The 26,159-nt window shown below is 56.3% G+C and carries 25 protein-coding genes and 1 pseudogene; 13 read left to right on the plus strand and 13 right to left on the minus strand.

Annotation, left to right across the window (positions count from 1 at the left end):
- Positions 1–166 precede the first annotated feature (166 nt).
- The gene (locus SERRSCBI_RS00185) at positions 167–1,447 is read left to right on the plus strand and encodes a DUF3748 domain-containing protein (protein ID WP_033652318.1); all 1,281 of its coding nucleotides are present in this window, start codon (positions 167–169) and stop codon (positions 1,445–1,447) included.
- Positions 1,448–1,477: 30 nt separating this feature from the next.
- On the opposite strand, the gene SERRSCBI_RS00190 is transcribed toward SERRSCBI_RS00185, so the two are convergent.
- On the minus strand, positions 1,478–1,825 hold the full coding sequence (locus SERRSCBI_RS00190) for a YceK/YidQ family lipoprotein (protein ID WP_016929593.1): 348 nt from the start codon (positions 1,823–1,825) through the stop codon (positions 1,478–1,480).
- 309 nt (positions 1,826–2,134) lie between these two features.
- Here SERRSCBI_RS00190 and ibpA point away from each other — a divergent pair, with 309 nt between their 5' ends.
- The 3 genes from ibpA to SERRSCBI_RS00205 all read left to right on the plus strand — a co-directional run bounded on the left by ibpA (position 2,135) and on the right by SERRSCBI_RS00205 (position 4,909).
- Positions 2,135–2,548, plus strand: coding sequence for a small heat shock chaperone IbpA (gene ibpA / locus SERRSCBI_RS00195; RefSeq protein ID WP_004933919.1), 414 nt, complete (start codon positions 2,135–2,137; stop codon positions 2,546–2,548).
- 106 nt (positions 2,549–2,654) lie between these two features.
- A complete protein-coding gene (gene ibpB / locus SERRSCBI_RS00200; protein WP_004933922.1) occupies positions 2,655–3,083 on the plus strand; it encodes a small heat shock chaperone IbpB in 429 nt (142 codons plus the stop codon).
- A gap of 167 nt (positions 3,084–3,250) precedes the next feature.
- Positions 3,251–4,909 (plus strand): putative transporter, encoded by a 1,659-nt coding sequence (locus SERRSCBI_RS00205; RefSeq protein ID WP_042783386.1) that lies wholly within the window; start codon positions 3,251–3,253, stop codon positions 4,907–4,909.
- Between the two features lie 10 nt (positions 4,910–4,919).
- On the opposite strand, the gene SERRSCBI_RS00210 is transcribed toward SERRSCBI_RS00205, so the two are convergent.
- From SERRSCBI_RS00210 to SERRSCBI_RS00220, 3 genes are all read right to left on the minus strand, one after another.
- On the minus strand, positions 4,920–5,300 hold the full coding sequence (locus SERRSCBI_RS00210; RefSeq protein ID WP_025304766.1) for a type II toxin-antitoxin system VapC family toxin: 381 nt from the start codon (positions 5,298–5,300) through the stop codon (positions 4,920–4,922).
- Positions 5,300–5,521, minus strand: a complete 222-nt coding sequence (locus SERRSCBI_RS00215) for a ribbon-helix-helix domain-containing protein (protein WP_025304767.1) — start codon at positions 5,519–5,521, stop codon at positions 5,300–5,302. The genes SERRSCBI_RS00210 and SERRSCBI_RS00215 overlap by 1 nt, the downstream gene beginning before the upstream one ends.
- A 74-nt stretch (positions 5,522–5,595) precedes the next feature.
- Positions 5,596–6,846 carry a valine--pyruvate transaminase gene (locus SERRSCBI_RS00220; protein WP_004933935.1) on the minus strand — a complete coding sequence of 417 codons (1,251 nt, stop codon included), beginning with the start codon at positions 6,844–6,846 and terminating at the stop codon, positions 5,596–5,598.
- Between the two features lie 1,015 nt (positions 6,847–7,861).
- On the opposite strand from SERRSCBI_RS00220, the gene SERRSCBI_RS00225 reads away from it, so the two are divergent.
- The 6 genes and pseudogenes from SERRSCBI_RS00225 to SERRSCBI_RS00250 all read left to right on the plus strand — a co-directional run bounded on the left by SERRSCBI_RS00225 (position 7,862) and on the right by SERRSCBI_RS00250 (position 13,109).
- Positions 7,862–8,641, plus strand: coding sequence for a 2OG-Fe dioxygenase family protein (locus SERRSCBI_RS00225; protein ID WP_033645137.1), 780 nt, complete (start codon positions 7,862–7,864; stop codon positions 8,639–8,641).
- 130 nt (positions 8,642–8,771) lie between these two features.
- Positions 8,772–9,859: pseudogene (locus SERRSCBI_RS24965) on the plus strand (PLP-dependent aspartate aminotransferase family protein).
- A gap of 5 nt (positions 9,860–9,864) precedes the next feature.
- A complete protein-coding gene (locus SERRSCBI_RS00235) occupies positions 9,865–10,803 on the plus strand; it encodes a phosphotransferase (RefSeq protein ID WP_084587940.1) in 939 nt (312 codons plus the stop codon).
- Between the two features lie 103 nt (positions 10,804–10,906).
- On the plus strand, positions 10,907–11,485 hold the full coding sequence (locus tag SERRSCBI_RS00240) for a hypothetical protein (RefSeq protein WP_042783389.1): 579 nt from the start codon (positions 10,907–10,909) through the stop codon (positions 11,483–11,485).
- A gap of 93 nt (positions 11,486–11,578) precedes the next feature.
- Positions 11,579–12,169: a hypothetical protein gene (locus tag SERRSCBI_RS00245; RefSeq protein WP_042783390.1), complete on the plus strand. Its 591-nt coding sequence runs from the start codon at positions 11,579–11,581 to the stop codon at positions 12,167–12,169.
- Entirely contained in the window at positions 12,159–13,109 is a 951-nt protein-coding gene (locus SERRSCBI_RS00250; RefSeq protein WP_042783391.1) for a hypothetical protein, read from the plus strand. Before SERRSCBI_RS00245 ends, SERRSCBI_RS00250 begins: the two co-directional genes overlap by 11 nt.
- Before the next feature lie 67 nt (positions 13,110–13,176).
- Here SERRSCBI_RS00250 and ghrB read toward each other — a convergent pair whose 3' ends face one another.
- The 8 genes from ghrB to SERRSCBI_RS00290 form a co-directional block, all read right to left on the minus strand.
- Positions 13,177–14,154 carry a glyoxylate/hydroxypyruvate reductase GhrB gene (ghrB, locus tag SERRSCBI_RS00255; protein WP_042783392.1) on the minus strand — a complete coding sequence of 326 codons (978 nt, stop codon included), beginning with the start codon at positions 14,152–14,154 and terminating at the stop codon, positions 13,177–13,179.
- Positions 14,155–14,227: 73 nt separating this feature from the next.
- Positions 14,228–15,496 (minus strand): MFS transporter, encoded by a 1,269-nt coding sequence (locus SERRSCBI_RS00260; protein ID WP_042783393.1) that lies wholly within the window; start codon positions 15,494–15,496, stop codon positions 14,228–14,230.
- A gap of 139 nt (positions 15,497–15,635) precedes the next feature.
- Positions 15,636–16,601 carry a sugar kinase gene (locus SERRSCBI_RS00265; protein ID WP_042785615.1) on the minus strand — a complete coding sequence of 322 codons (966 nt, stop codon included), beginning with the start codon at positions 16,599–16,601 and terminating at the stop codon, positions 15,636–15,638.
- A gap of 7 nt (positions 16,602–16,608) precedes the next feature.
- Positions 16,609–17,361, minus strand: coding sequence for a sugar phosphate isomerase/epimerase (locus tag SERRSCBI_RS00270; RefSeq protein ID WP_033652313.1), 753 nt, complete (start codon positions 17,359–17,361; stop codon positions 16,609–16,611).
- Positions 17,362–17,526: 165 nt separating this feature from the next.
- Positions 17,527–18,561, minus strand: a complete 1,035-nt coding sequence (locus SERRSCBI_RS00275) for a LacI family DNA-binding transcriptional regulator (RefSeq protein ID WP_004933951.1) — start codon at positions 18,559–18,561, stop codon at positions 17,527–17,529.
- A gap of 124 nt (positions 18,562–18,685) precedes the next feature.
- On the minus strand, positions 18,686–19,348 hold the full coding sequence (locus SERRSCBI_RS00280) for an OmpA family lipoprotein (protein WP_042783394.1): 663 nt from the start codon (positions 19,346–19,348) through the stop codon (positions 18,686–18,688).
- Positions 19,349–19,596: 248 nt separating this feature from the next.
- A complete protein-coding gene (locus SERRSCBI_RS00285; protein WP_033645128.1) occupies positions 19,597–20,049 on the minus strand; it encodes an N-acetyltransferase in 453 nt (150 codons plus the stop codon).
- Positions 20,046–20,612: a DNA-3-methyladenine glycosylase I gene (locus SERRSCBI_RS00290; RefSeq protein ID WP_042783395.1), complete on the minus strand. Its 567-nt coding sequence runs from the start codon at positions 20,610–20,612 to the stop codon at positions 20,046–20,048. The genes SERRSCBI_RS00285 and SERRSCBI_RS00290 overlap by 4 nt, the downstream gene beginning before the upstream one ends.
- A gap of 197 nt (positions 20,613–20,809) precedes the next feature.
- On the opposite strand from SERRSCBI_RS00290, the gene SERRSCBI_RS00295 reads away from it, so the two are divergent.
- Positions 20,810–22,798 (plus strand): autotransporter domain-containing esterase, encoded by a 1,989-nt coding sequence (locus SERRSCBI_RS00295; protein ID WP_033645126.1) that lies wholly within the window; start codon positions 20,810–20,812, stop codon positions 22,796–22,798.
- A gap of 592 nt (positions 22,799–23,390) precedes the next feature.
- On the plus strand, positions 23,391–24,137 hold the full coding sequence (locus SERRSCBI_RS00300; protein WP_033645125.1) for a LuxR family transcriptional regulator: 747 nt from the start codon (positions 23,391–23,393) through the stop codon (positions 24,135–24,137).
- Here the strand turns inward: SERRSCBI_RS00300 and SERRSCBI_RS00305 are convergent.
- Entirely contained in the window at positions 24,084–24,758 is a 675-nt protein-coding gene (locus SERRSCBI_RS00305) for an acyl-homoserine-lactone synthase (protein ID WP_042783396.1), read from the minus strand. The genes SERRSCBI_RS00300 and SERRSCBI_RS00305 overlap by 54 nt on opposite strands.
- Before the next feature lie 475 nt (positions 24,759–25,233).
- Between SERRSCBI_RS00305 and glyQ the strand changes: the two genes are divergently transcribed.
- On the plus strand, positions 25,234–26,151 hold the full coding sequence (gene glyQ, locus SERRSCBI_RS00310; protein ID WP_004933966.1) for a glycine--tRNA ligase subunit alpha: 918 nt from the start codon (positions 25,234–25,236) through the stop codon (positions 26,149–26,151).
- The last annotated feature ends 8 nt before the right edge of the window (positions 26,152–26,159 follow it).

The following is a 26,159-nucleotide window of genomic DNA, read 5'->3' on the forward strand; positions in this document are numbered from 1 at the left end:
AGCCGGGCGTTTATTTCCTGCCGGCGTCGTCGATAGGCTTAACGGATAAGTCTCATGGAAATTTCGACGCGGGAAAGCCCCCGGCTCGTCCTTGCCGGCCATATGAAACGCGGCTGCCGATCCGGTAAGATGGCCGTTCAGTGCCAGCATGCGCAGGAGAGCCGCCATGAGCCATCGGGAAAAACAACTGACTTTCGACCCACGCGGGCATCAGTTAACCAATATCAACGTCTGGACGCCGGACAGCCAATGGCTGGCTTATGACGTGCGCCCGCGCGGCGCCTCTTTCACCGGCCTGAGCATCGAGCGGGTTAACGTCGCCAGCGGCGCGGTGGAAGTGGTTTATCGCGCCCAGCACGGCGCACACGTCGGCGTGGTCACGGTCAGCCCCGATGCGCCGGCGCGTTACGTCTTCATCCACGGCCCGGAACACCCGGACAGCGCCTGGCAGTATGATTTTCATCACCGCCGCGGGGTGATCGTCAGCGAACCGGATCGCGAGTTGGCCATTACCCTCGACGCGCTGGATATCACGGCGCCCTACACGCCCGGCGCGCTGCGCGGCGGCAGCCATGTGCACGTTTTCAGCCCGGACGGCAGCCGCCTCAGCTTTACCTACAACGATCACGTGATGCATGAATGCGATCCGGCGCGCGATCTGCGCAACGTCGGCGTGGCCGTGCCGCTGCACGGGGTCAATCCGCCGAAACAGCATCCCCGTGAATATGACGGCAGCCACTATTGCGTGCTGGTTAGCGAGACCGTGCCGCAGCCGCAGCCGGGCAGCGATCAGATCAATCGCGCCTACGAAGAAGGCTGGATTGGCCGCGAAGGCTACCGTAAGGCCGACGGCAGTCGGCAACGTTGGGCGCTGGCGTTCATCGGCGATACGCTGTCCGCCGCCGGCGAGAAACTGCCGGAGGTGTTTATCGTCGATCTGCCGGAGAACGACGCCGACTACGCCAGGGCCGGCGCGGTGCCGCTGCAGGGGACGGAAAGCGAGCTGCCGGCGCCGCCGCTTGGCGTCAGGCAGCGGCGGGTGACCTTTACCGGTGAACGCCGTTTTCCGGGCGTGGTCGGTGCGCCGCGCCATTGGCTGCGCAGCTCGCCGGACGGCAGCCAGATAGCTTTTCTGATGAAGGATGACGGCGGCGTGGTGCAACTGTGGACGGTGTCGCCGAACGGCGGTGAGCCGCGCCAGGTCAGCCGCGGCGAGCATGACATCCAGTCGGCGTTCAGCTGGCACCCGCAGGGCGGGACGATAGCCCTGGTGTGTGACAACAGCGTGATGCTGTGTGAGGTCGCCAGCGGCCGCCTGCAGCGTTTAACGCAGCGCAGCGTGCAGCCGCCGTCGGGGGATGCCGTGGTGTTTTCGCCGGATGGCAAGAAAGTGGCATTTATGCGCGAGATTGCCGGATTCAACCAGATCTTTGTGGTTGAGGCGTAAGGCGGGCCTGATGGCCCGCTGCGTGCGAGATTAGTGTGTGGCGGTGCTGTCGTTGCCCTCGCCGGGGTTGCCGGTTGCCGCCAGATTCTGCTGCTCGCTGCGCAGGATGCGCGCTTTTGGCGAGTCTGCGGTGGCGTCATTGCCTGAACGCAGATAGTCGTAAGGCAGCAGCACGGTATCCATCACTGCGGAGAACGGCAGATCCAGCGCCACCAGCGGCATCATCGCCCAGCTGGTGTTGTCGTCCTTCAGCATGTCCACGCTGGCGCGGGTGCCGGGATAGTAACCCTGATTCGGGCCGGTATGGCTCATCACGCTGGAGCAACCGCTGGTCGCCAACAACATGCAGCCTGTCGCTATCGCTTTCATCGTCGTCATTAATCCATCCTGCAGGGTTGCTGTGCCCCTAAATTAAGCTGATTTATAACATCCTGTTGCTGCTTTAAAAGAAGCAAAATCCCGCTCTGTGGCGGCTCTCTCACTTTAGTGTAAGTGGTAAAAAAACTTTCACCTAACCGAAAAGCGCTTTTTTTGATCCTCGCCCGTTGAATTGATGAAATCAACCCCCATTTTATCATCAGAGCCGGATTGAGAATTTGCCGTAAGGGAATTCTGGCTTAATTAGCCTGTCCAGAATGGAAGGCGTATTTATTTCAACCTCGCTGAAGTGCCTTAGGAGGCTGTTTTATGCGTAATTTCGATCTTTCTCCGCTATACCGTTCCGCCATTGGTTTCGATCGCCTGTTCAACGCGCTGGAGGCCGGCCAGAGCCAGGGCAACGGCGGTTATCCCCCTTATAATGTCGAGCTGGTGGACGAAAATCATTATCGCATCGCCATTGCGGTAGCCGGGTTTGCCGAGCAGGAGCTGGAGATCACCACGCAAGATAATCTGCTGATCGTGCGCGGTGCGCACAATAACGAACCGGCAGAAAAAACCTATTTATATCAGGGCATCGCTGAGCGTAATTTCGAGCGTAAATTCCAGCTGGCCGAACATATTCAAATTAAAGGCGCCAAACTGGAAAACGGTCTGCTGTATATCGATATGCAGCGCATCGTGCCGGAAACATTAAAACCGCGCCGTATCGAAATTAAATAATTCCGTTTTCGCCGGCAGGAACGCTGTCGGCAAATATGCAGTAATAATCCGCCTGCCGTCAGGGGGCTGAATAAACACATCTCGCTTAATGAAAGGAGTTGTTCCTATGCGTAATTACGATCTATCCCCGCTTCTGCGTCAATGGATTGGTTTTGATAAACTGGCCAGTTCCATGGGGGGCCAGGAACCCCAGGGGTTCCCGCCGTATAACATCGAGAAAAGCGATGACAATCACTACCGCATTTCTCTGGCGCTGGCCGGTTTCCGGCAGAGCGAACTGAATATCGAAGTGGAAGGGCCGCGGCTGACCGTCAGCGGTAAACCCACGCCGCCGGAAAAACAGGTCGAGTACCTGCATCAGGGGCTGGTGTGCAAAGAGTTCCAGCTGACCTTCACTCTGGCGGAACACCTGCAGGTGTCCGAGGCCAAATTTGAAAATGGCCTGTTGCACATCGATCTGGTGCGTCAGGTTCCGGAAGCCTTGCAGCCTCAGCGCATCGCCATCGGCGCGACGCCGGAGCTGGAAGCCAAATAACCGACTGAAAAACGGTCATCATCATGCGGGGGAGATCCAGACGGATCTCCCCCGTTGCGTTATGTGGCGCACGCCACAGTCCCCCCGTCTGCCCGATGCCATAATCCTTGTTAATTGTGTGTCTATGTCCGCAAATCCCCTATTCAACTTTGGCAAGGATGTGACCTATGAGCGATATCGCCCTGACCGTCAGCATGTTGGCGTTGGCGGCCGTCATTGGGCTGTGGATGGGGAACTGGAAGTTGTACGGTGTCGGGCTGGGGATTGGCGGCGTGCTGTTCGGCGGCATCCTGGTCGGCCACTTCGCCCAGAGCGGGCAAATCAGCCTGAACGGGGACATGCTGCACTTCATCCAGGAGTTTGGCCTGATCCTGTTCGTTTACACCATCGGCATTCAGGTTGGCCCCGGCTTCTTCTCTTCGCTGCGCGTCTCCGGTCTGCGGCTCAACGCCTTCGCGGTGCTGCTGGTGCTGACCGGCGGCGCAGTGGCGGCGGCGGTGCACAAGCTGTTCGACGTGCCGCTGCCGATCATCCTCGGCGTGTTCTCCGGCGCGGTCACCAACACGCCGGCGCTGGGCGCCGGTCAGCAAATCCTGACCGATCTCGGTTCCGATCCGGCATTGGTGGACGGCATGGGCATGGGTTACGCCATGGCCTATCCGTTCGGCATTTGCGGCATCCTGCTGGTGATGTGGCTGATCCGATTGGTTTTTCGCATCAACATCGAGCGCGAGGCGCAGGCGTTTGAAAGCAGCCTGGGCAATCAGCGCGAGCTGTTGCACGCCATGAACGTGGCGGTGCGTAACCCCAATCTGCAGGGCATGGCGATCAAAAGCGTGCCGCTGCTCAACGGTGAAGCGATCGTCTGTTCGCGCCTCAAACGCGGCGAGATGTTGATGGTGCCGGCGCCGCATGAGCGGCTGGAGCTCGGCGACTATCTGCACCTGGTGGGCAAACGCGAAGATCTGGAGAACGCCCGGCTGGTGATCGGCGAAGAGGTCGACGCTTCGCTGTCCACGCGCGGCACTGCGCTGCAGGTAGTGAGGGCGGCGGTGACCAACGAGCAGGTGCTGGGGAAAAAAATCCGCGATCTGAACCTGAAGCAGAAATATGACGTGGTGATTTCACGCCTCAACCGCGCCGGCGTGGAGCTGGTGGCCGGCAGCAACGTGACGCTGCAGTTTGGCGATATTCTCAACCTGGTCGGCCGGCCGGAGGCCATCGACGCGGTGACGGCAATCGTCGGCAACGCCCAACAAAAGCTGCAGCAGGTGCAGATGCTGCCGGTCTTTATCGGCATCGGCCTCGGGGTGCTGCTGGGCTCCATTCCGCTGTTTGTGCCCGGCTTCCCGGCGGCATTGCGGCTGGGGCTGGCCGGCGGGCCGTTGGTGGCGGCGCTGATCCTGGGGCGCATCGGCAGTATCGGCAAGCTGTACTGGTTTATGCCGCCGAGCGCCAACCTGGCGCTGCGCGAACTGGGCATCGTGCTGTTTCTGGCGGTGGTCGGTTTGAAATCGGGCGGCAATTTTATCGATACGTTGCTGCATGGCGAGGGGCTGACATGGATTGGTTATGGCGCGTTGATCACCGCCATTCCGCTGCTGAGCGTCGGCATTCTGGCGCGCACGGTGGGCAAGATGAACTATCTGACGCTGTCCGGCATGTTGGCGGGGTCGATGACCGATCCGCCGGCGCTGGCCTTCGCCAACGGCCTGCATCCCACCAGCGGTGCCGCCGCGCTGTCTTACGCCACCGTATATCCGCTGGCGATGTTCCTGCGCATCATGTCGCCGCAGCTGCTGGCGGTGCTGTTCTGGACGTTGTAGTGCGGATCGTCTACAGCCGATAAGGCATCAACACGCCATTGTCAGTGCCGAAATCTTTGGGGTTGCGGGAGATGAGCATCCGGAATCCCACCTGCGCGGTGGCCCAGATAATGGCGTCTGGCAGTTTCACATGCTGTGAGTGGCGCAGTTCTACGGCGCGTTCGGCGACTTCATCGGTAATAGGCAGCAGCAGAAATTGCCCTAAAAACTGACGTGTTTTCAGCTCCAGTGCCGGACCCTGTTTTTTAGCACCTACCATCACTTCCATCCAGGTGATGGCGCTGATGGCCGGATTGATGTGATACTCGACCAGAACGTCCCTGGCTTGAGGAATGCCGTTGAGATAATCGATCAGGATATTGGTGTCGAATAACGCCCGTTGAGCCACCATTATTCCCACTCCTCACGCTGACGATTTTCGTACTCCACGCCATCTCCCATCGCCCCGGACCAGAGCCCGAAAGCGTTGCTGGGATCTTCCACGTGGTTCTCCGTCAGATAGCGAGAGACTGCTTGACGAATGATCTCGGCCCGGGGAACGTGGCGGATATTTTTCAGATTATCGAGCTGCCGCAGGTCTTCTTCAGGTAAATCGATCACGATGCGAGTCATCGTTGGCCCTCCAAAAAAAGATATACGATATATGTATCGTATATCTTTATCGGTCGATTTTCAATCAGTCGGCGTTAGCCTTCCTGATGTGCGCGCTCGATCTCTTCCGCCAGAATAGCCACGCCGCGCTCGATTTTCTCCGGATCGGGCACGTAGTTCATGCGCATGCACTGGTGAGTGTGTGGCCAGTCGTGCTCCAGCCCCGGGAAGAAGTAGTGGCCCGGCACCATCAGCACGCCGCGCTTTTTCAGGCGCTGATACAGCACTTCGGTGGTGATCGGCAGATCCTTGAACCACAGCCAGAGGAAGATAGCCCCTTCCGGTTTGTGGATCAGGCAGCGTTCCGGCGACAGGTAGCGGCGAATGATCTCGATGGTGTGCTCGACGCGCTGTTTGTAAAACGGGCGAATCACCTCGTTCGACAGGCGCAGCAGATCGCCGCGCGCGATCATTTCCGTCGCCATCGCCGGCCCCATGCTGCCTGGAGACAGGCTGATGATGCCGTTCATGTTGGTCAGCGCGGTGATCACCTTCTCGTCGGCGATCACGATGCCGCAGCGCGAGCCGGGCAGGCCGAGCTTGGACAGGCTCATGCACAGAATGGTGTTCGGGTTCCACAGCGGCGTGGCGTCGCTGAAGATGATGCCGGGGAACGGCACGCCGTAGGCGTTGTCGATAACCAGCGGAATATCGCGCTGTTGCGCCAGCAGATCGAGCTTCATCAGCTCTTCGTCGGTGATCACGTTGCCGGTCGGGTTGGTCGGCCGTGAAACGCAGATCATGCCGATGTCATCGCCGATGGTGAGATGTTCGAAATCGACGTGATACTTGAACTGGCCGTCCGGCAGCAGCTCGATGTTCGGTTTGGCGGAGACGAACAGCCCTTCATCCAGCCCGGCGTCGGCATAGCCGATATATTCCGGCGCCAGTGGGAACAACACGCGGCGGCGCGAGCCGTCGGCGTAGCGGCCGGCGAACAGGTTGAACAAGTAGAAAAACGCGCTCTGACTGCCGTTAGTCAGTGCAATATTCTGTGGCGAGATCTCCCAGCCGAGCTCGTCGCGCAACAGATTGGCCAGCGCTTTCAGCAGCGCGTCCTTGCCTTGCGGGCCGTCGTAGTTGCACAGCGCTTCGGTCAGTTTGCCCTGGTCGAGCATCTCCTGGCACAGCTGTTTGAAATAGGCTTCCATCTCTGGGATCTGTGCGGGGTTGCCGCCGCCGAGCATGATGGCGCCGGGGGTGCGCAGGCCTTCGTTCAGGTCGTCCATCAAACGGGTAATGCCCGCATAACGGGTAAATTTTTCGCCGAAAAGTGAGAAAGTCATAGGTGCAGCAGTACTGTTTTTTAGCAGGTAATCACCCACCATACCGCCAGATAAACCCCGCTGCAATGCGGCTGACAAATCGACCGGTGGGCACAAGTTTTGCCCTGCGTTCGATTAGCAGCATATTACGCTGGATTATTGTGACCGTTCGCCGGCCCACGCCATTATCGCCTCAACCTTTCAGCCACGCGATCTTAGGGTTGGCACAGGTTTTGCGGCCCCGACCCAGATCACACTTTTTCGCTGCATTTCATTAACACTATGGCAATTTATAACCATATCGAGTAACTTCCGCATCCGTTAAATTTATCTTAACAATAAAGATTGTCTAAACTAATGCTCGGAAAGGGATGAGTAGTGCGGTAGCGTGGATGAAGCCATGCCAAAAGCACGGCTTTCAAGGTGATTTTACTTGCCTGTCCATAGTTTTGTTGCCATTTTCGTCTCTGTCTCTCTACAGAGTAATCGGTTTGATGAGCGGTGTCTCCTGCTGGCCGGCATGGGGCATGTACGTTGCCGTTGCTGAAAATTGGCTATTTTGTATAAAAAATACTAATAATACTGCCCGCGAGGGAGCCGCAAATAGCATTCAGCGGCGTAACGCCAGGGTAGGGCGCTCTGTGTCCGGCAGATGCGCATCGCCAGGCATCGCAGCCCATTAGGTGGGTAGGGGTGGAGGATAAAGGTTTCGCGCCGATTCACCTGGCGTCATTTGAAAACCCGTATGCAGCGTAGACTTTCGCTCACCGCGTACAAGTGAGATGAGGTCAGGTAGCAATGAAAAACAGCGCAAGTCTGGTTTCGATAAATAAGTGGAAAAGGAAATCTATAAAAGTCTCTTTCGCACTTTTTAGCGTGCAGGAAGTTTAAAGAATAAATAATCAAGCTCTTTTATTTTTGAGATGAATTACTTCACTTGAAAAACAGGGAAGCATTTGCTGTTCAATGTTCATGAGCATTGCGGTGAACATCAATATGTCGTTATTCCAATCAGAGTAAAAAGGAAGATTGCACGATGATTCGTGGTAACATTAAAGAGTTTGAGAACACACTTGAGTGCCGTGTGAGCGCATACCCCATGATGACAGATGTAGGGTATTGCAAATTGGCTTCGGATGACTTTAACCTTACCGATGCGCAAAAATCAGACTTAAGTATTATTCAGCGGCATTTCGATACGCTTGCTCTGGATCCCTACGGCGAAAATGCGGGGCGCTATCGGCAGCACAGTAAATATGTGCTTTTACCTTGCTTTAATCTCTTGATTCCTCAATCTTCCGAACACGCCTACAGTTACAAACAAGATGTCGGATTTAATGATGAAGTCGTTGAGGAGGCAAGGAAGTTTCAGCCTGTTCCAAACGAAATTTTGTCAAATAATCTGATCACATCGCTTGTCCTGCATGATTTTAAAAACTCCCCGTTACATGAGTATGCTTCCACGATTCCCATGGAGGTCGGCATTCACTTCATCAGAATGAAAGCGACGGTTGATGCGCCGGGGATTTCCGTACCGAATCGACTTCATAAGGATGGCGAGCCTTGCACCTGGATACATTTGATCAATCGTGATGGTGTTTCTGGCGGTGAGAACATCATTACAGATAACACCAAGACGAACATCCTGTGTAATGAGGCGATGCTCAAACCGCTGGACTCCATCGGCATCGTTGATGATCTAGTCTGGCACCAGGTGAAACCGGTTCATGTGGATGGGCACGGTAAGGTGGGCTTCCGCGATGTCATTTTAATCGATTTCACCCCGATGTTCGCGGTGCCAAATAACCCATCGTAATAAAGACTCACATGAACGGGGGGATCCTTTATTCAAGGCATGCCCCCCACTTCCTGATACTCGAAAATAGGCAGTAACCGTGTTAGCAAAAGAAACTCTTGCCGTTCACAGCGGGACCATTATCGACGAAATGCATGGTGGCATTCTTTCTCCGCTATTCTCCGCGAGTTCTCACAAGCATCTTGATATGACAGAAGATGTCTATCCAAGACATGGTAACTTACCCAATCAGCGCGCCGTTGCCGAGAAGATGTGTGCATTGGAAAGCGGTGGTGAGGCCGCTCTGGTATTCAGTTCCGGTATGGCGGCTTTCGCGACGGCGATGCTTTCGCATTTAAAAGCCGGTGACCATATTGTTTTACAAAACGGCGTGTATTCAGGTGCGCTCAAGTTTGTACAGAATCATTTTGCAAAATTAGGCATCACATACAGCGTTTCGGAGAGTTGTGAAGTAGAGAGCATCATCGCATTAGTCAATTCGAATACGCGAATGATATATATCGAAACACCGACTAATCCATTGCTTAAAATCCTGAACATTGAGCTATTGACCCGATTCGCCAAGAGTCGGGGGTGTTCACCATTATTGATAACACCGTGGCGACGCCGATCAACCAAAACCCTCTGGAATATGGCGTCGATTTGGTATTGCACAGCGCCACCAAGTTTTTGGGTGGCCACGGCGATGTGTCAGGCGGCGTGGCTGTCGGCAGTGAAGAGTCCATTGCTGCAATGGCCGAATATATGAATGACTTTGGCGGGTGTCTGAACGCGCAGTCATGTCATCTGCTTGAGCGAAGCTTGCGCACGTTGGCCATTCGAATGAATGCCATTAACCGCAACGCGATGGAACTGGCCAGCCGTTTAAATGAGCACCCTAATGTGACGAACGTGTTCTATCCGGGGTTGCCGAGTCATCATAATCATAGCGTTGCCCGCGAACAGATGCGGGGGTTCGGCGGCATGGTCAGCTTTGAAATCGCCCCGCGGTTTGACGCGACAAGTTTTCAGAAGAAGTTAAATCTCATCGTCCCTTCCAACAGTTTGGGGGATTTGGAGACCACGCTGAACTCGCCTTATCAGGCCTCATCGTCGTTCAGAAGTCTTAGCGAGCAGGAGCAGAAAAAATCAGGGATTACGAGGCAATTAATACGAATGTCAGTCGGCATCGAAGACGTTAATGACTTGTATGAAGATTTGCATCAAGCGCTCAAGTGAATGATATGGAATTAGAAATGCAAACAGGCTCAACGTTGAATAGTGATGAAGTTCACCGCATAGAATCTCTTTATGGGCTGACGGTAAAAAGCAGCGCCTTCTTGGGGATGGGATCCGGCAATACCAATTACTGCCTCGAAACGGATATCGGCCGCTGTGTTTTCAGCATTATTGAAGAGCAAAGCCGTGATGATGTTGAGATCATGGCAAAGACGCTGGTATGGCTGGAAGCACATGATTATGAGACCTCCTTGCTGGTCAAACCCAAAGGGCAAGAAAGCTATTCAATTATATTAAGGGGCAAGCACTCTCTATTAAGAACCTATATGGATGGCGCCGTCCGCCGGGATTTCAACGAACATATGCTCAGGCAGCTTGGCGTTGCCATGGCGAAACTGCATACGATCCCCGTCCCTAATTTCTTAACAGACTCAGTCTTCTATGAGCAGAAAAAGTTCATGGATGCCCTCGATGCCAATATCGATCAGGATTATGAGCGCTGGGCCAAAGACAGACTCAGGCATCTTGCCGTAGAACGCATCAGCGGCTTGCCTACCTCTGTCATCCATTCCGATCTTTTCTACGACAATATGCTGTTTGAAGGCGAGCAGTTCGTCGGCATGATAGATTTTGAGTTGACCTGTATTTATCACTCCGTTTTCGATATCGCCATGGCGATTGTCGGCACCTGCGGCATCAATGGGACGCTGTCGCCGGAAAAAGCGAAGCATATCATCGCGGGTTATAATTCTGTAAGAATGCTTGAAGCGCGCGAAATTAAGGTGTTGAAAACCTATACGGAATACGCCGCCATCCTGACATCTCTTTGGCGTTATTGGCGGTATAGAATCTATCAGCCGGGTGGTGATAAATCTGATAAATATCGCGAAATGACACACCTGGCTAAAAGTATTGAACGCACCGACTTCTCACAAATTTGCTGACACGTTCCCTTCATAAAGTAAAAGGGCGTCGAGCGTAAATTCGACGCCAAGACAATCGAACGTTAATATTCGGCCCTGATTATAGTACGGAGTAACCCGCTGCATGGACATCAAAGACACGAAAAAAATCGTCATCCTCGTTGACGCCTACTCATCCGGAAATGATGTGGCACCGGAATTCAATAAAAAAGGATACGGGTGCGCGCACATTCAAAGTCGAGAAGATATACCGGCGAAGCTGCTGAATAGCTACAGAGGGGATGATTTCTTTATCAGTTTGCAATACACGGGGGATGAGATCCTCAATCAATTGCAAGAGTATGATGTTATCGCGGTGATTGCAGGCTGTGAAACAGGCATTGAACTCGCAGATCACCTGGCTGAGCTTCTGGACCTGCCCGGTAACGATACCGGCACGAGCCGTTCTCGCAGGAATAAATACCTGATGCAGGAGTGCCTGAAAAATAGCGCGATCAATCATATCCCCACGCACCGGTTAACTACCCTTAAAGACGCTACGCAATATGCGACCGAGCTGTTTAAAAAATACCGGAAGCTGGTCCTAAAACCCGTTGACAGCGCAGGCACGGACTCCGTTTTTGTTTGCAAAACGGTTGAAGAAGTTGAAGCTCATTCGGGTGATTTGTTCAAAAAAAAGCAATCAGCTCAATTTAAAAAATGAAGTCATTATTCTGCAGCCTTTTATTGAGGGGAAGAGTACGTCGTCGATACTGTCAGTTATCAAGGCCGTCACAAGATCTGTGCGATATGGAAGATGGGTAAGGGCAGTTACAACGGGGCCGATTCCATCTGTGAGTTCACCGAACTGACCTCCTTCGATGCGCAGAATCACGCTCAGCTCAAAGATTACATCTTTAGCTGTCTGGATGCTTTAGGGATCACGTTTGGCGCAGCGCACTCGGAACTGTTTTTAACCAAAGACGGTTGGACGCTAATTGAAACCGGGGCCAGACCGCACGGCGCGGGTTTTCCGGCGTTGTCATCCCTGGCGTTGAAGCGCACGCAGATTGACGAACTGGTACTGAGCGTGTGTTCAACCGAGGCATTCCTGGAAGCGGTCGCAGAGGAATATAAACCGTTAAACTATTTAAAAATTAAAGAGCTGATATCTTTTAGCGCTGGCACTATCAAGGCCGTTAAGCATGTCGATACCATTGCCGGTTTGCCTTCCTACAAGAAATCAAATCTGCCGGATGTTGATCAGGAAATAAAACTCACGACGGACGTTTACAGCTCTCCGGGCTGGATTGCGTTAAGCCACCGTTGCGCCGATCAGCTCAATGCCGACTATCAATATATCGTTGGCCTTGAAAGTAAGGGCATGTTTGAAGTCTATGAACACTAAAATCAAGGCGTCCGGCCCAACGTACATTCTTGGATATTGCATCCTGGGTGCGGCCATAGATGTTTTTCTCTCAGGTTTGTTGCAGAGCATCGATCTGTTCGTATTATTGTTTTGGACTTTCACCTTGACCTGGCTCGGTTTCTTTGTGATCTCCGTGCTGTTTTTCCCCGTCAAGCTGCGAGCTTGCCTCAACGCCTGGAAATTAATTCTATTATTGAATATCTCTACGCTGGGAGCTTGGGTTGGGCTTTTCGTTGGGTTGAAATGGACGGAGCCCTCCATTCTGGTGGCCATGCTTTTTGGACTGAGTCCGATCATTTCTGTTTTCATTGAGATTTATAACCGAAACTCGGTGGGTGCAAAAAACATCGTTATAGCCGTGATGCTGGCTTTTATTGTCGCCGTTCTGATGATATTGGCCGTGAAAGGGCAGCGTTTTAACCCCTTCGATTCAAACACCCTATTTGTTCTGGCGCTTGGCTTAGTGTGTCTCGTCACCTCAACCTGTATGGCTGTCGGCACCTATATTGCAAAATCATTGTCCAAACAAGCGTTTAACGCCGTCAATATTCAGTCGTTCAGATTTCCCTTGCTCATTGGCGTTTGCGCGCTGATGTTGCCGAGCGAAGGCGTATTGGCAACGACGCAACCCAGCTTCTGGATGTACCTGCCGATCATCGTCATATTAGGGAATATATTGCCGCTATGGATGCTGCAAAAGGGTATTGAACTCACCAGCGCCTTGACCACCAACATTATTGTGAATGTTTCACCCTGCATTACGCTGTTGCTGGAGGCTTTTGACCCGTCGATAGCCTACAGCCATATGAAACTGGCGGTGTTGGTGATGCTGCTGCTGGTCATGCTGATCGCCAATGACGACGTGGGTAAATTTGTCGTCAGCAAGATAAGGGGGAAGCCCGTGAGGTTGACGGAGTGAAGATACTCCGTCGATAGCTGCAAAAAGCGGTGAGGCCGGCGATCCTCAGATCGCCGGCCTCGATAAGTTATTTCTGCAACAGCTGAGGGTTGACGCAGTTTTCTTTCACTGTGCCGGTCAATGCCGCGATCAAGTTATCCACCGCGCAGGCTGCCATGCCGTAGCGCGTTTCATGGGTGGCGGAGCCGATGTGCGGCAACGCCACCACGTTCGGCATGCTGAGCAGCGGCGAGTCGGCCGGCAGCGGTTCCTTCTCGAACACATCCAACCCCGCGGCGTGGATCACGCCGTTTTGCAGCGCTTCGATCAGCGCCTGCTCATCCACCACCGGCCCGCGGCCGGCGTTGATCAGAATGCCGCTTTTCTTCATCTTCGCCAGCTGATCGCGGCCGATCAGCTGGAAAGTTTGTTCGGTCAGCGGCAGCGTGATGCAAACGAAATCCGACTCGGCCAGCAGGGTATCCAGGTCGCAGCGACGGGCGTTGAAGCGTTGCTCCGCCTCTTCGTGCGTGCGGCGGGCGTTGTACAGCACCGGCATGCCGAAGCCGAAGTGCGCGCGCTGCGCCAGCGCCAGGCCGATGCGGCCCATGCCGAGGATGCCGATGGTTTTGTGGTGCACGTCGACGCCGAACCAGTCCGGCCCGATGCTGCCGCGCCATTCGCCGGCTTTGACCCGTTCCGCCACTTCCACCACCCGGCGCGCCGTCGCCAGCACCAGACTCATGATGGTGTCGGCGACGGTTTCGGTCAGCACCGTCGGGGTGTGCATCAACAGCACGTTATGGGCGTTGAGCGCCTCGACGTCGAAGTTGTCGTAGCCGACGGAAACGGTCGAGGCCGCGCGCAGTTTGGGCGCCTGCTGCAGGAAGGCTTCGTCAATTTTGCCGCCGGAACCGATGATTCCTTCGGCCTGCTGCAACGCCTGGCGCAGTTCCTCGCGGTTCTCCGGCTGCAGGCCGTTGAACGCGTGTACGGTGAAGTGCTGTTCCAGACGTTCACGCAGGTCGGCGGGCAGGCTTTTGTACAATACGATAGAAGGTTTCATCACGAACTCCAGCTGGGCCAAAGGGGGCCTGGCGCCCCCTCGGGTTGATTGACAGAGAAAAAGTATAACCGGATCAAGCCATCTGCGGCTGGATCTCGTTGCGGGCGGGCTTGACGATCAGCGTCAACACCACCGCCACCACCAGTGCGATAGCCATAAACATGTAGGAAGCCGCCGGGCTGCCGGTGGCGCCGTTCAGGTAACCGACGAACCAGGAACCGAAGAACGAACCCAGCGCGCCCATGCTGTTGATCAGCGCCATGGCGCCGCCGGCGACGTTTTTCGGCAGCATTTCCGGAATGATGGCGAAGAACGGCCCATAAGGGGCGTACATCGCGGCGCCGGCGACCACCAGCAGGCCGTAAGAGATCCAGAAATGGTTGGTGCCGACGGCGTAAGAGCCGAAGAACGCCAGCGCGCCGATCAGCAGCAGCGGCCAGACAAACAGCTTGCGGTTTTGCATTTTGTCCGACGCCCAGGAGACCACGATCATGGCGATGGTCGCCGCCAGGTAAGGCACCGCCGACAGCCAGCCGGCTTCCACCATGCCCATCTGCATGCCGCTGCGCAGGATGGAAGGCAGCCACAGCACGAAGCCGTATACGCCGATGCTCCAGGCGAAGTACTGCACGCACAGCAGGATCACGTTGCGCGAACGGAAGGCTTCGCCGTAGTTGCGCACGGCCTTGATGCCTTTCTGTTCTTCGTCCAGCTGCTGTTGCAGCGCCTGTTTCTCATCGGTGCTCAACCAGCCGGCCTGCGCCGGTTTGTCTTTCGCCAGCACCCACCAGCAGAACGCCCAGATGACCGCCGGAATGCCCTCGATGATGAACATTTCGCGCCAGCCGAAGGCGTGGATCAGGTAACCGGACACCACCGACATCCACAGCACCGTCACCGGGTTGCCGAGGATCAGGAAGGTATTGGCGCGTGAACGCTCCGATTTGGTGAACCAGTTGCTGATGTAGATCAGCATTGCCGGCATCACCGCCGCTTCCACCACGCCGAGGATAAAGCGGATGGCGGCCAGCATCGGGATATTGCTGACCACGCCGGTCAGCGAGGCGCAGCCGCCCCACAGGATCAGGCACCAGAAGATCAGTTTTTTGACGCTGCGGCGCTCGGCGTAGATGGCGCCGGGAATTTGGAAGAAGAAATAACCGAGGAAAAACAGCGCGCCCAGCAGCGAGGCCATGCCCTTGGTGATGCCGAGATCCTCATTGATGCCGGCGGCGGAGGCGAAGCTGAAGTTGGCGCGATCGAGATAGGCCAGGCTGTAGGTGATAAACACGATGGGCATGATGTACCACCAGCGTTTGGCCGCGACAGTCGCTTTGTTCATGTTCAGTATCCTTCAGTGGTGTTGCATCCCCTTCGCCCAGCCCGTTGGGCATGAAAGACGAAGGGGCAGATGCTCTCCCGACGCGTCCCGGTTGTAGGGCCAGAGGCTGACGTCATGCGGAGAAGTCGTTTTTTTATTGTTATTCGGCCAGCGCCGCGCGGGTCGGCAGGCCTTCGCTGTCGCCGATGGCCTGGATCGCCAGCGAGCCGATTTTGTTGCCGCGTTGCACCGCCTGTACCAGCGTTTTGCCTTCCAGCAGGGCGCTGAGGGTGCCGACGGCAAAGCCGTCACCCGCCCCTACGGTATCCACCACGTTGTCGACCTTGACCGCGGCCACCGCCGCTTTATCGCCGGCGGCGGTTTTAAACCAGGCGCCGTCCGGGCCGGTTTTGATGATCACCGCCTGCACGCCGCGCTCCAGATAGAAATCGGCGATGCCTTCCGGCGTCGACTGGCCGGTGAGGATCTGTCCCTCTTTCAACCCCGGCAGCACCCAGTCGGCGGCGAACGCCAGCTGGTTCAGCTGCTCGATCATCACCTCGCGACTGGGCCACAGCACCGGGCGCAGATTGGGATCGAACGAAATGGTTTTGCCCATGGCGCGCATCTCGCGCGCCGCATGGTGGCACAGCACCAGCGATTCGCCGGACAGCGCCGCCGCCACGCCGCTCAGGTGCAGGTGGCGCGCGGAACCGAAATACTCGCGGTTGAAATCGGCGACTGACAGGCGGCTGGCCGCCGAGCCTTTACGGAAATATTCCACGCTGGGATCGGTACCATCGGTAGTCTTGGATTTCACCTGAAAACCGGTCGGATAGTGGCCGTCGACCGTCACCTGCCGGTAGTTGATGCCTTCTTTTTTCAGCTGCTGCAGGGTGAAGCGGCCAAACGAGTCGTTGCCGACGCGGCTGACCCAGCCGACGTTCATGCCCAGACGGGCCAGGCCGATCGCCACGTTCAGTTCGGCGCCGGCGATGCGTTTGGTGAAGGTTTCCACCTCCGCCAAATCGCCGGTCTGCGCCGCCACGAACATCGCCATGGCTTCACCCAGCGTGACCACATCCAGGGGCGCCTGCTGCGCCGTCGTTGCCGTTAACGTTGTCATCATGGGGTTACTCCGCACGCAAAATATTGACGTAATGGCGGGTGACGGCTTCCAGGTCATCACCCTGCAACGGGAATTCGATGCCGCGCGGCGCATCGTGCGGCAGGCGGGCCAGCAGATCGCGCCAGCTGCCGTCGGTATCGTCCAGCGCAATGGCGCGCCAGCCGCGCGGGCCTTGCGTCGCGGCCTTGACGTGCACGTAACCGACGTGGCGGGCCAGGCGCTCGGCGGCGGCGAAGGCGTCTTGCCCCACCCACAGCCAGTTGGCCATATCGAAGGTCATGCTGACCGGCAGGTGGCTATCTTCCGCTGCATGGAAAAAGGCGTTCAGCATCGACAAAATGCCGCAGTCCGGCGTTTGGTCGTTCTCGACCACCAGTTTGACCGGATGTTGCTCCAGCGCCACTTTCAGCTCGGTAAAATCGAAGCCGGGGCGGAAATGGCCGAGGGAGAGCTTCAGCTGGCGCGCGTTCAGCGCCTGCGCTTCCGCCAGCAGCGCCGGCAGATTGGGGTTCAGCGTATGTTGCGGAGTGAACAGCGCCTCAGGGGCGGAATAGACGGCGAACAGCTGCTGGCGTTCTATCTCCTGGGCCAGCGCAGGCAGGCTGTCCAGTTCGCCGGCGGCGAACAGTTCGCGGCGGATCTCCACCCCGTCGGCGCCCGCGCCGGCGATGATGGGCAACAGCGCGCGCTGGCCGCCCTGTTGTTTGACGGTATCGGCGCCGTAGGCGCCGGTGACCACGATGATTTCTGTTTTCATTTTGACTCCTGAGGCGGCATTGTCGCCGCCGCTGCTGTTACCGGTACGTTAAATGGAACCGGTTCCAGTAGAAAGCGACAGAGTGTAAAAATATGATCGCAATCACGAAGCTGAGCAAAAAACAGCCGATGAAGGCGGGGCGGTTAAGGCCCCGGAGAAGGCGGGTTAGCGGGTGGTGGAGCCGCGGACGATCAGCTCGCCGGAGAACATCTGCTCGCCGCTGGGGGCGGCCAGACCCTGAATACGCTGCACCAGCCGCTCCAGCGCCGCGTGCCCCATTTGGTAGGTGGGTTGTTTCAGCGTGGTGATGCCGACGCCCGCCAGTTCCGCCCACTCCAGCTCGTCGAAGCCCAGCAGGCCGATGTCGTTGCCCCACTGGATGCCGAGCCGGCGCATGGCGCGCGCCACCTGCAGCGTCAGGGCGCCGTTGGCGGAGATCACCGCCTTGCGCATGCCGCGATGACGGCCGCTGAAATCGCTCAGCACCTGTTCCAGCTTCTGCCGATCGTTGAGCGGCGTTTCGGCCTGCTCCGCCAGCAGCGCAGGGTGCTGCGCCATGGTATGCCTGAAGGCGTGCAGGCGTTCCAGGCGGGTATTGACCGTACCGAGCGGTTCGCTGAGGAACAGGATCGCTTCGAAGCCTTGTTGCAGCAGGTGCTCGGTGGCGACGGTGGCGGCTTCACGGTTGTTCAGGCCCACTACGTCGCAGGCGAAGTCGGGGATTTTGCGGTCGATCAGCACCATCGGCAGCATCGACTGTTGCAGCGTGGATAACGCTTCCTCGCGCATGCCGACCGCGTTGACCACGATGCCTTCCACCCGGTAACTGCTGAGCAGCTGCAGGTAGTGCTGTTCCTGATTGACTTCGTTGTTGGTGTTGCACACCAGCAGGGTAAAGCCGTGTTGGCGGCAGGCGGCCTCGATGCCGCGCATCACGTCCACCGAATAGGGGTTGGTGATATCGGCGAGGATCAGGCCGATCAGGCGCGTTTGGCCGCCCTTCAGGCTGCGCGCCATCTGGCTTGGGCGGTAGTCGAGCTGCTGGATCGCCTGTTCGATGCGCTGTTTGAGATCGTCGGAAAGCAGGTGCTGTTCACCATTCAGATAGCGTGACACGCTGGTCTTGCCGGTTTTGGCGATGCTCGCTACATCGCTGATGGTGGCGCGTCCTGAGGCGCGCGTTGCCTTGACAGTGCTCACAGCCGATCCCTCCTGCGGTTAATTGCCAAGGAGACTACCATACCCGGCGTGCGGGCGGGAATGTTGAAGGATAAGGAGAAAATCGCAGGGAAGCGGCGGGGCGCCGGTGGCGCCCCGCGCGGGATTACTGCAGCGGGCTGAGGGTGATCTCGACGCGGCGGTTTTGCGCCTTGCCTTCCGCGGTGCTGTTGGACGCGATCGGGTTGTCCGGGCCGGCACCGGCGGTGCGGATACGGTTCGCCGCCACGCCCTGGGTGATCAGCGCGCTGGCTACGCCATCGGCGCGCTGCTGCGACAGGTTCATGTTGAGCGAACGGGAACCGGTGCTGTCGGTGTAGCCGATGACGTTGACTGCGGTTTTCGGATACTCTTTCAGCACCATGGCGACGCCGGTCAGGGTATTGGCGCCCGCCGGTTTCAGCGTGGCGCTGCTGCTGTCGAAGGTCACGTTGTTCGGCATGTTCAGCACGATGTTGTCGCCCTGACGGGTGACGCTGACGCCGGTGCCTTTCATCTTCTCGCGCAGTTTGGCTTCCTGCACGTCCATGTAATAGCCAGCGCCGCCACCGAGCGCCGCACCGGCCGCCGCGCCGATCAGCGCGCCCTTGCCGCGATCTTTCTTGGAAGAGGACAGTACGCCGACGCCGGCGCCCAGTGCGGCCCCGAGGCCCGCGCCGATGCCGGACTTGCCGACTTCGGATTCGCCGGTGTAAGGGTTGGTGGTACAGGCCGACAGCGTGAGCGCGACGCTCACTGCGCCGGCAATAATTGCAATGCGTTTTTTCATGTTCTTGTCCTTAATGGCATCAATATCTGTACGCGCCGGCCCAACACGGGGGCGCAAAAAAGTAGGCGACGCAGGTGGGGCCCGCATCACCGCGCTACTATGACGCGTTGGCTCGCCGGCAGTTCCGGAGAAAAACGTGACAAATGATGAGCGCGGGTAAGTGCTGGGGGAGTTATGCGACAAAACGCCGGGCGGCGCCATGCAGCGGATTCCTAATTGCGCGCCGCCAGGGCGCGAATGCGCCTTTTTTAACCGTAACCGGTTGAATTCTCGATTGCCGGCCAGTTCATGATCAGCGTATAGGCCTGGGTTTCGTCGTTAAACAGGCGCTGCGTCACCTGAAAACCGTGCTTGTGGTAAAACGCGCAGGCGCGCAGGTTTTGCTGATAAACCTCCAGGCTGAGCCGGCGGTAGCGCTGCTGCACGTGCGTCATCAGCGCCCGGGCTACGCCGCGGCCGTGATACGCCCGATCGACAAACAGCGCGCCGATGAACTGTTCGTCCAGCACGCTGATAAAGCCGACGATCTCGTTTTCATGCCAGCAGGCCCAGCTCTGCGCGCGCGGCAGGTAATTTTCCCGCACCAGTGCGGCGCTTTCACGCCAGTATTTTTCCGCCACGAACGGATGGGCGGCGATGGTGCTGGGCAGCCAGAGCGCCATCAGCCGGTCAATATCCGCCGGGCCACAGGGGCGGATCACCGTGGCTTTGGGTAGCACATGCACCCCGTGAGATGATCGTTCACCAGCCCGCTGGCCTGCATGAAGGCGTAACAGATGGTGGAGCCGATAAACTTGAAGCCGCGCTTTTTCAACGCCTTGGACATGGCGTCTGACTGCTCGGTTTTGGCCGGAACCTGGTTCAGCGCCTGCCAGCGGTTGAGCTGGGGCCGGCCGCCGACGAAGTCCCATATGAAGGTGACGAAATTCTCGCCGGCCGCCTCCATCGCCAGATAGGCTTTGGCGTTGGTGATGATGGCTTCTATCTTGCCGCGGTGACGGATGATGCCGCTGTCTTGCAGCAGCCTTTCCACGTCTTGTTCGGTCATGGCGGCGACCCGCTGCGGATCGAAATCATGGAAGGCGCGGCGGTAGTTCTCGCGCTTTTTCAGCACGGTGATCCAGGAAAGACCGGCCTGTTGTCCCTCCAGACACAGCATTTCAAACAGCTCGCGCGCGTCGGTGGTGGGCGTGCCCCATTCCTTGTCGTGATACTCGAGATACAACGGATCGGCCGTCACCCAACCGCAACGTTCGTCTGCCATCCTGAATGTCCTTATGCTGTATTTATGAACAGTAATCATCGCTCGAAGCGGTGAACTTGGCAAGCCTCTGATTGTTTTGTCCGCAGCCCCGCTTGACGTGACGAAAAAGCCGACAATAGTTACTACATGGCCGGTGGAAAACCGGCCAACGATAAAAACGACATTGCCTTCATTTGCAGGCTCTCAGGAGTCGATTCATGCCTCTAAAAATAACATGCATGCCCCGCCCGGCGGCGCTTGCAGTGGCGTTACTTTGCAGTGTGACCCTTCCGGTTCAGGCGTATGACCAACTCTACGTCTTTGGCGACAGCCTGAGTGATACCGGCAACAACGGCCGGTTCACCTATGACGGCAGTCAGCACCTGCTGTACGACGAAGCGTTGGCGCAACGCATCGGCGCGGCGCTGGTGGCCTCGGACAACGGCGGTGAAAACTACGCCGCCGGCGGCGCCGTGGCGGTGCCGGGCCTGAACCCGGTCGACAACACTCAGGATCAGGTGCAGCGCTACCTGAATCGGGTTAACGGCCAGGCCGATGGCGACGGTTTGTATATTCACTGGATCGGCGGTAACGATTTGGCGGCGGCGGCGCTGAACGCCGCTACCGCGCCCGGCGTGGCCTATAACAGCGCCGCGGCCGCCGCCGCGCAGGTGCATTCGCTGCTGAACGCCGGCGCCGGCACGGTGATCGTGCCGACGGTGCCGAACATCGGCTCCACGCCGCAGCTGATGGAGCTGATTATTCAGCAGGCGCTGCCGCCGGTACAGGGGGCGGCGATTCAGGCGGCCTATGCCACGCTCAATTCGGTGGCAACCCCGGACAACGCTTCGCGCACGCAGGCGATCCACGCGGCGTTGGCCGCCGCGGCGAAGCAGGGCAGCGCGATCCCTCAGGTGCAGCAGGCGATCGCCGCCCAGCTTGTGGCGGCGTATGACAGCCTGAGCGCGCAGGCCGCTCAGCTGACCGATTTCTATAATCAAAGCGAAGACCGTTTGCTGGCGCAGGGGGGCGGCAATATCGTGCGGGTGGACGTGAACAAGCTGTTCGCCGAAGCGATCGCCAATCCGGCGCAGTTCGGCTTCGCCAACACGGCCGGCATGGCTTGTCCGGCGGGCGTTTCCTCGGCGGTTTGCCGTTCCGACATGCCCGGCTTCGACGCCGGCCAGTCCTATCTGTTCTCCGACCATTTCCACCCCAGCCCGCAGGCGCACCTGCTGATTGCGGATTATATCCAGGCGGTGTTGGATGGCCCGGCGCAGGTGGTGGCGCTGAATCAGGCGACGGCGGCGATGGCGCGTGACAGCCGCGCCACGCTCGACAGCCGTTTCCAGCAGCTGCGCAACGGCGACAATCCGCAGGGCTCGCTGGGCGTGTTCGGCGGCTACGCAGGCCAGCACTATGACTATGCCGATAACCGGGCGGCGGGAGATGGCAACGCCACCACCCACAACCTGACCGTCGGCGTGGACTATCAGCTGACCGACAGCTGGTTGATCGGTGCGTTGATCGCCGGTTCCAACGACGATCAGCATCCTTCCAGCCGCTATGACTACAAGGCGCGTGGGGTGCTGCTGTCGGCCTTCAGTTCGCTGGCCATATTCGAGCAGGGGTGGGTCAATGCCGATCTGCACTATGCGACGATGGATTATGACGACATCCGTCGCAGCATGCGGTTGGGGCCGCTGACGCGCACCGAAACCGGTTCGACCTCCGGCAAGCAGTGGGGCGCGCGCGTGACCGCCGGCTATGACTTCCCTATCGCTGCTTACCTCACCACCGGGCCGGTGGCGCAGTTCGCCTGGGATTACAGTCATGTGTCCGGCTACAGCGAAGACGGTGATGACAGCACCGCCATGCGCTTCAACGATCAAACCTATCATTCGCAGATCGGCGCGTTGGGCTGGCGGTTGGATACGCAATTCGGCGTGTTTAACCCCTATGCGGAAGTGAGTTATCAGCATCAGTTCGGCGATGACGTCTACCGCGCCGGCGGCGGCCTGAAATCGACGCAAACCTCATTTACTCGCGACAGTGCGGGTCAGGACAAAAACTGGGTGGATGTCACGCTGGGGGCCAACATGCCGTTGACGGACAGAGTGTCGGCCTTCGCCACCGTCTCGCAAACCGGCGGCCTGAGCAGCGGCGAGCAGTTTATGTATAACGTCGGCGTCAGCGCGCGCTTCTGAGAACTCTCGGGAGAGGATAGAGCCTGTGACGGCGAGATGGCGAGGCGATGTGGGCGGATGAGACTGTACTTTAGTACAACTATCATTTATCGCTGAAAGTTCTTATCGTTATTGCATAACGATAAAATACAGCGCTACAAAAAAAAACTGATCCTATAAAGGATCAGGTAGCCACTTGGCCAACACCAGGGAAAATTTTGGTTATTATTGTATATCCAAATCTTCACTGTCAATGGCTTTTTCCCTTCATCATCGGATGCGGGGCGTTTTCGCCTGCCTGTCTGGCCCCCTCTCATCTTCAACGCGACAGAACGCTTTTGTCAGATGCATGTCATGATGCCGAGTTGTTATGATTTTGTTTTCTTTGTGTTTCTTTGCCGGATAATGCCCTCTGCCGCCCCTTCTTCAGCGACGCGCTTATTTCTCGATTAAATTAATTTCCCCTCCGAAATTATTTTAATTGACTCTTTAAAACGCCTGTTGATTATTAACGCTTCCTATTATGCCTGTCGGTTTAATTTACTTGGCGGCGCAACCGGGTTATACTCTTCTCAGTTTTATAGTGATGTTATTTCTTGAAGAGGATTGGTGAGTGTCTAACTTTTTTTTCAATAATGAAACCATTAATGCCTCTATAAAAGAAGAGTTGGAACGCGGGCTGAGCAAATACAATAATATAAAATATGCCTATGCTATAATGAATAAAAGAAATCCGACTAGCTTTTCAATCATTTCCAATAGGACGGAGTGGTTCGAGTTTTATATCAAAAATAACTATCAGTTTATTGATCCCGTTTTGATTACCGCATCGCATAGAATCACCCCGTTTACCTGGGATAAAGATTTGGAAATTGGCGCAGGATTAAAATTGCCAAAGATTTTTGATATGGCCAAGAACTACAATATTATTAATGGGTATACTTTCGTCTTGCACGATCATCATCATAATCTGGTGGTGTTATCCATTATGTTGGATAAGCATTGTGATGCGGATGTTGAACAGCAGATTGACAATAATAAGGCCGAAATTCAAATGCTGCTGATTACCATGCACGGAAAAATGACGGCGCTCTACCAGGAAATGAGCACGCCGGCTGACTTTGAAAAAATGAACCAGCGGGAGTTTTTCTCCAAGCGTGAAAATGAGATCATCTACTGGGCGAGCTTAGGTAAATCCTATCAAGAAATTGCCCTTATCCTGGGAATAAAACTCACCACCGTAAAATATCACATCGGCAACGCCGTCAAAAAGCTTGGCGTCACCAATGCCAAACATGCCATCAGGTTAGGTGTGGAGCTGCAGCTCATCCGGCCGCTTCTCGCTGACTCGGAAGGATAATGGCCAGGAATCCAACGGGTTATCCCACTTTGTGGCGTGTTGGTTGATGCGCGCCAGCAATCTGTTCCGGTTGGCATCGTCTATCGGCAGATAGATCAGATAAATATTTTTATTCTTTTCGGAGCATCCGGTTTTTACCACCGAGATATGCCAGCCGGAGCGTTGGAAAATAATGCGCATCGGGTGACTGATAATGGCGTATATGCCTTCGTAGCCGCAGCTTCTTGCATAGTTTATCATCGACAGGAAAAGCATGGTGCTAATTGGCGCTTGATGGAGTTGAAGTGCTTGAATGCGCGCCTTGTCTATAAATAATCTGCTGGCTTCAACGTAATTCCCTTCGGGGAGTTTTATATCGTTAAAGTAATTGTCGAATACGCCATCGCTGATCATGTTTGGGTATTTCGTTTCGATAAATCGCAAGCTGCAAATGACGTGATCTTGGTAGGTACCGAAAATATAGGTGGCGTGACGGTTGTCGTATTCGTCAAACTCCATGTTATTTTCGCAATTAACGAGCCAGTCTAAACGGTCTTTAAACGTTTTTTTTCTTAAAGAGAATAGTTCTTTCGATCTGTTATCTGGCAGCAAATTATAGTCTACGTCAAAGAGCTCTATCATTTTCAATCTTTTTCCTAAGCGACTTAAATGGCTTTTTAGCTGCGGCTGTTATTTGTTCTTGTTATACTACCAGAGTCACTATGGCAAGTAAATTTCAGTCGATGCCGCGTTGGTGAGAATAAAGTAAATATATAACACTGAGTTATGTTTTTTTTCATTCCATTCACTTATTTGAATATTGTTCAACACGCCTGTTGTTTGTCGAAGAAGCCTCAAGCTGCCGGTAGTGGAAGCATGCGGGGGATGAATCGGCGTTTCTCTAAAGCCAGCCGATACCCGAGCCTGCGAAAGCGGTGCGGTTACCTCGCCCTCTGCGGCGCCGATGTCGCCGACGTTTTTCTTGGCCGACGGGTGAAAATCCAGCGCTTCTCGCCCCGATTCGCACTTGTTGCCGGATTCTGGCTGTATATCTTACGGTCAAAGGGTATACTGGCGCATTCCATATAAATCCACTTGTATCGCGTGCGAATTCAACATGCAAAAGTTTGATACCAAGACCTTCCAGGGCCTGATCCTGACACTGCAGGATTATTGGGCGCGCCAGGGCTGCACCATCGTTCAACCATTGGACATGGAAGTCGGCGCGGGAACCTCACACCCGATGACGTGCCTGCGCGCACTGGGGCCGGAGCCGATGGCCGCCGCTTATGTGCAGCCATCCCGTCGCCCGACCGACGGCCGCTACGGCGAAAACCCGAACCGTCTGCAGCACTACTATCAGTTCCAGGTGGTGATTAAGCCATCGCCGGACAACATTCAGGAACTCTACCTGGGCTCGCTGAAAGAGCTGGGTCTGGATCCGACCATCCACGACATCCGCTTCGTGGAAGACAACTGGGAAAACCCGACGCTCGGCGCCTGGGGCCTGGGTTGGGAAGTGTGGCTGAACGGCATGGAAGTGACGCAGTTCACCTACTTCCAGCAGGTCGGCGGCCTGGAGTGCAAGCCGGTGACCGGCGAGATCACCTATGGCCTGGAGCGTCTGGCGATGTACATCCAGGGCGTGGACAGCGTGTACGATCTGGTGTGGAGCAACGGCCCGCTGGGCGTCACCACCTACGGCGACGTGTTCCATCAGAACGAAGTGGAGCAGTCCACCTACAACTTCGAATACGCCGACGTCGATTTCCTGTTCTCCTGCTTCGAGCAGTACGAGAAAGAAGCCCAATCGCTGCTGGCGCTGGAAAAACCGCTGCCGCTGCCGGCCTACGAACGCATCCTGAAGGCGGGCCATACCTTCAACCTGCTGGACGCGCGCAAGGCGATTTCGGTGACCGAGCGTCAACGCTACATTCTGCGCATCCGCACGCTGACCAAAGCCGTTGCCGAAGCCTACTACGCTTCCCGCGAAGCGCTGGGCTTCCCGATGTGCAACAAGAAGAACGAGAACTAAGAGGCAGC

The organism is Serratia sp. SCBI (assembly GCF_000747565.1).
Classification (GTDB): domain Bacteria; phylum Pseudomonadota; class Gammaproteobacteria; order Enterobacterales; family Enterobacteriaceae; genus Serratia; species Serratia ureilytica.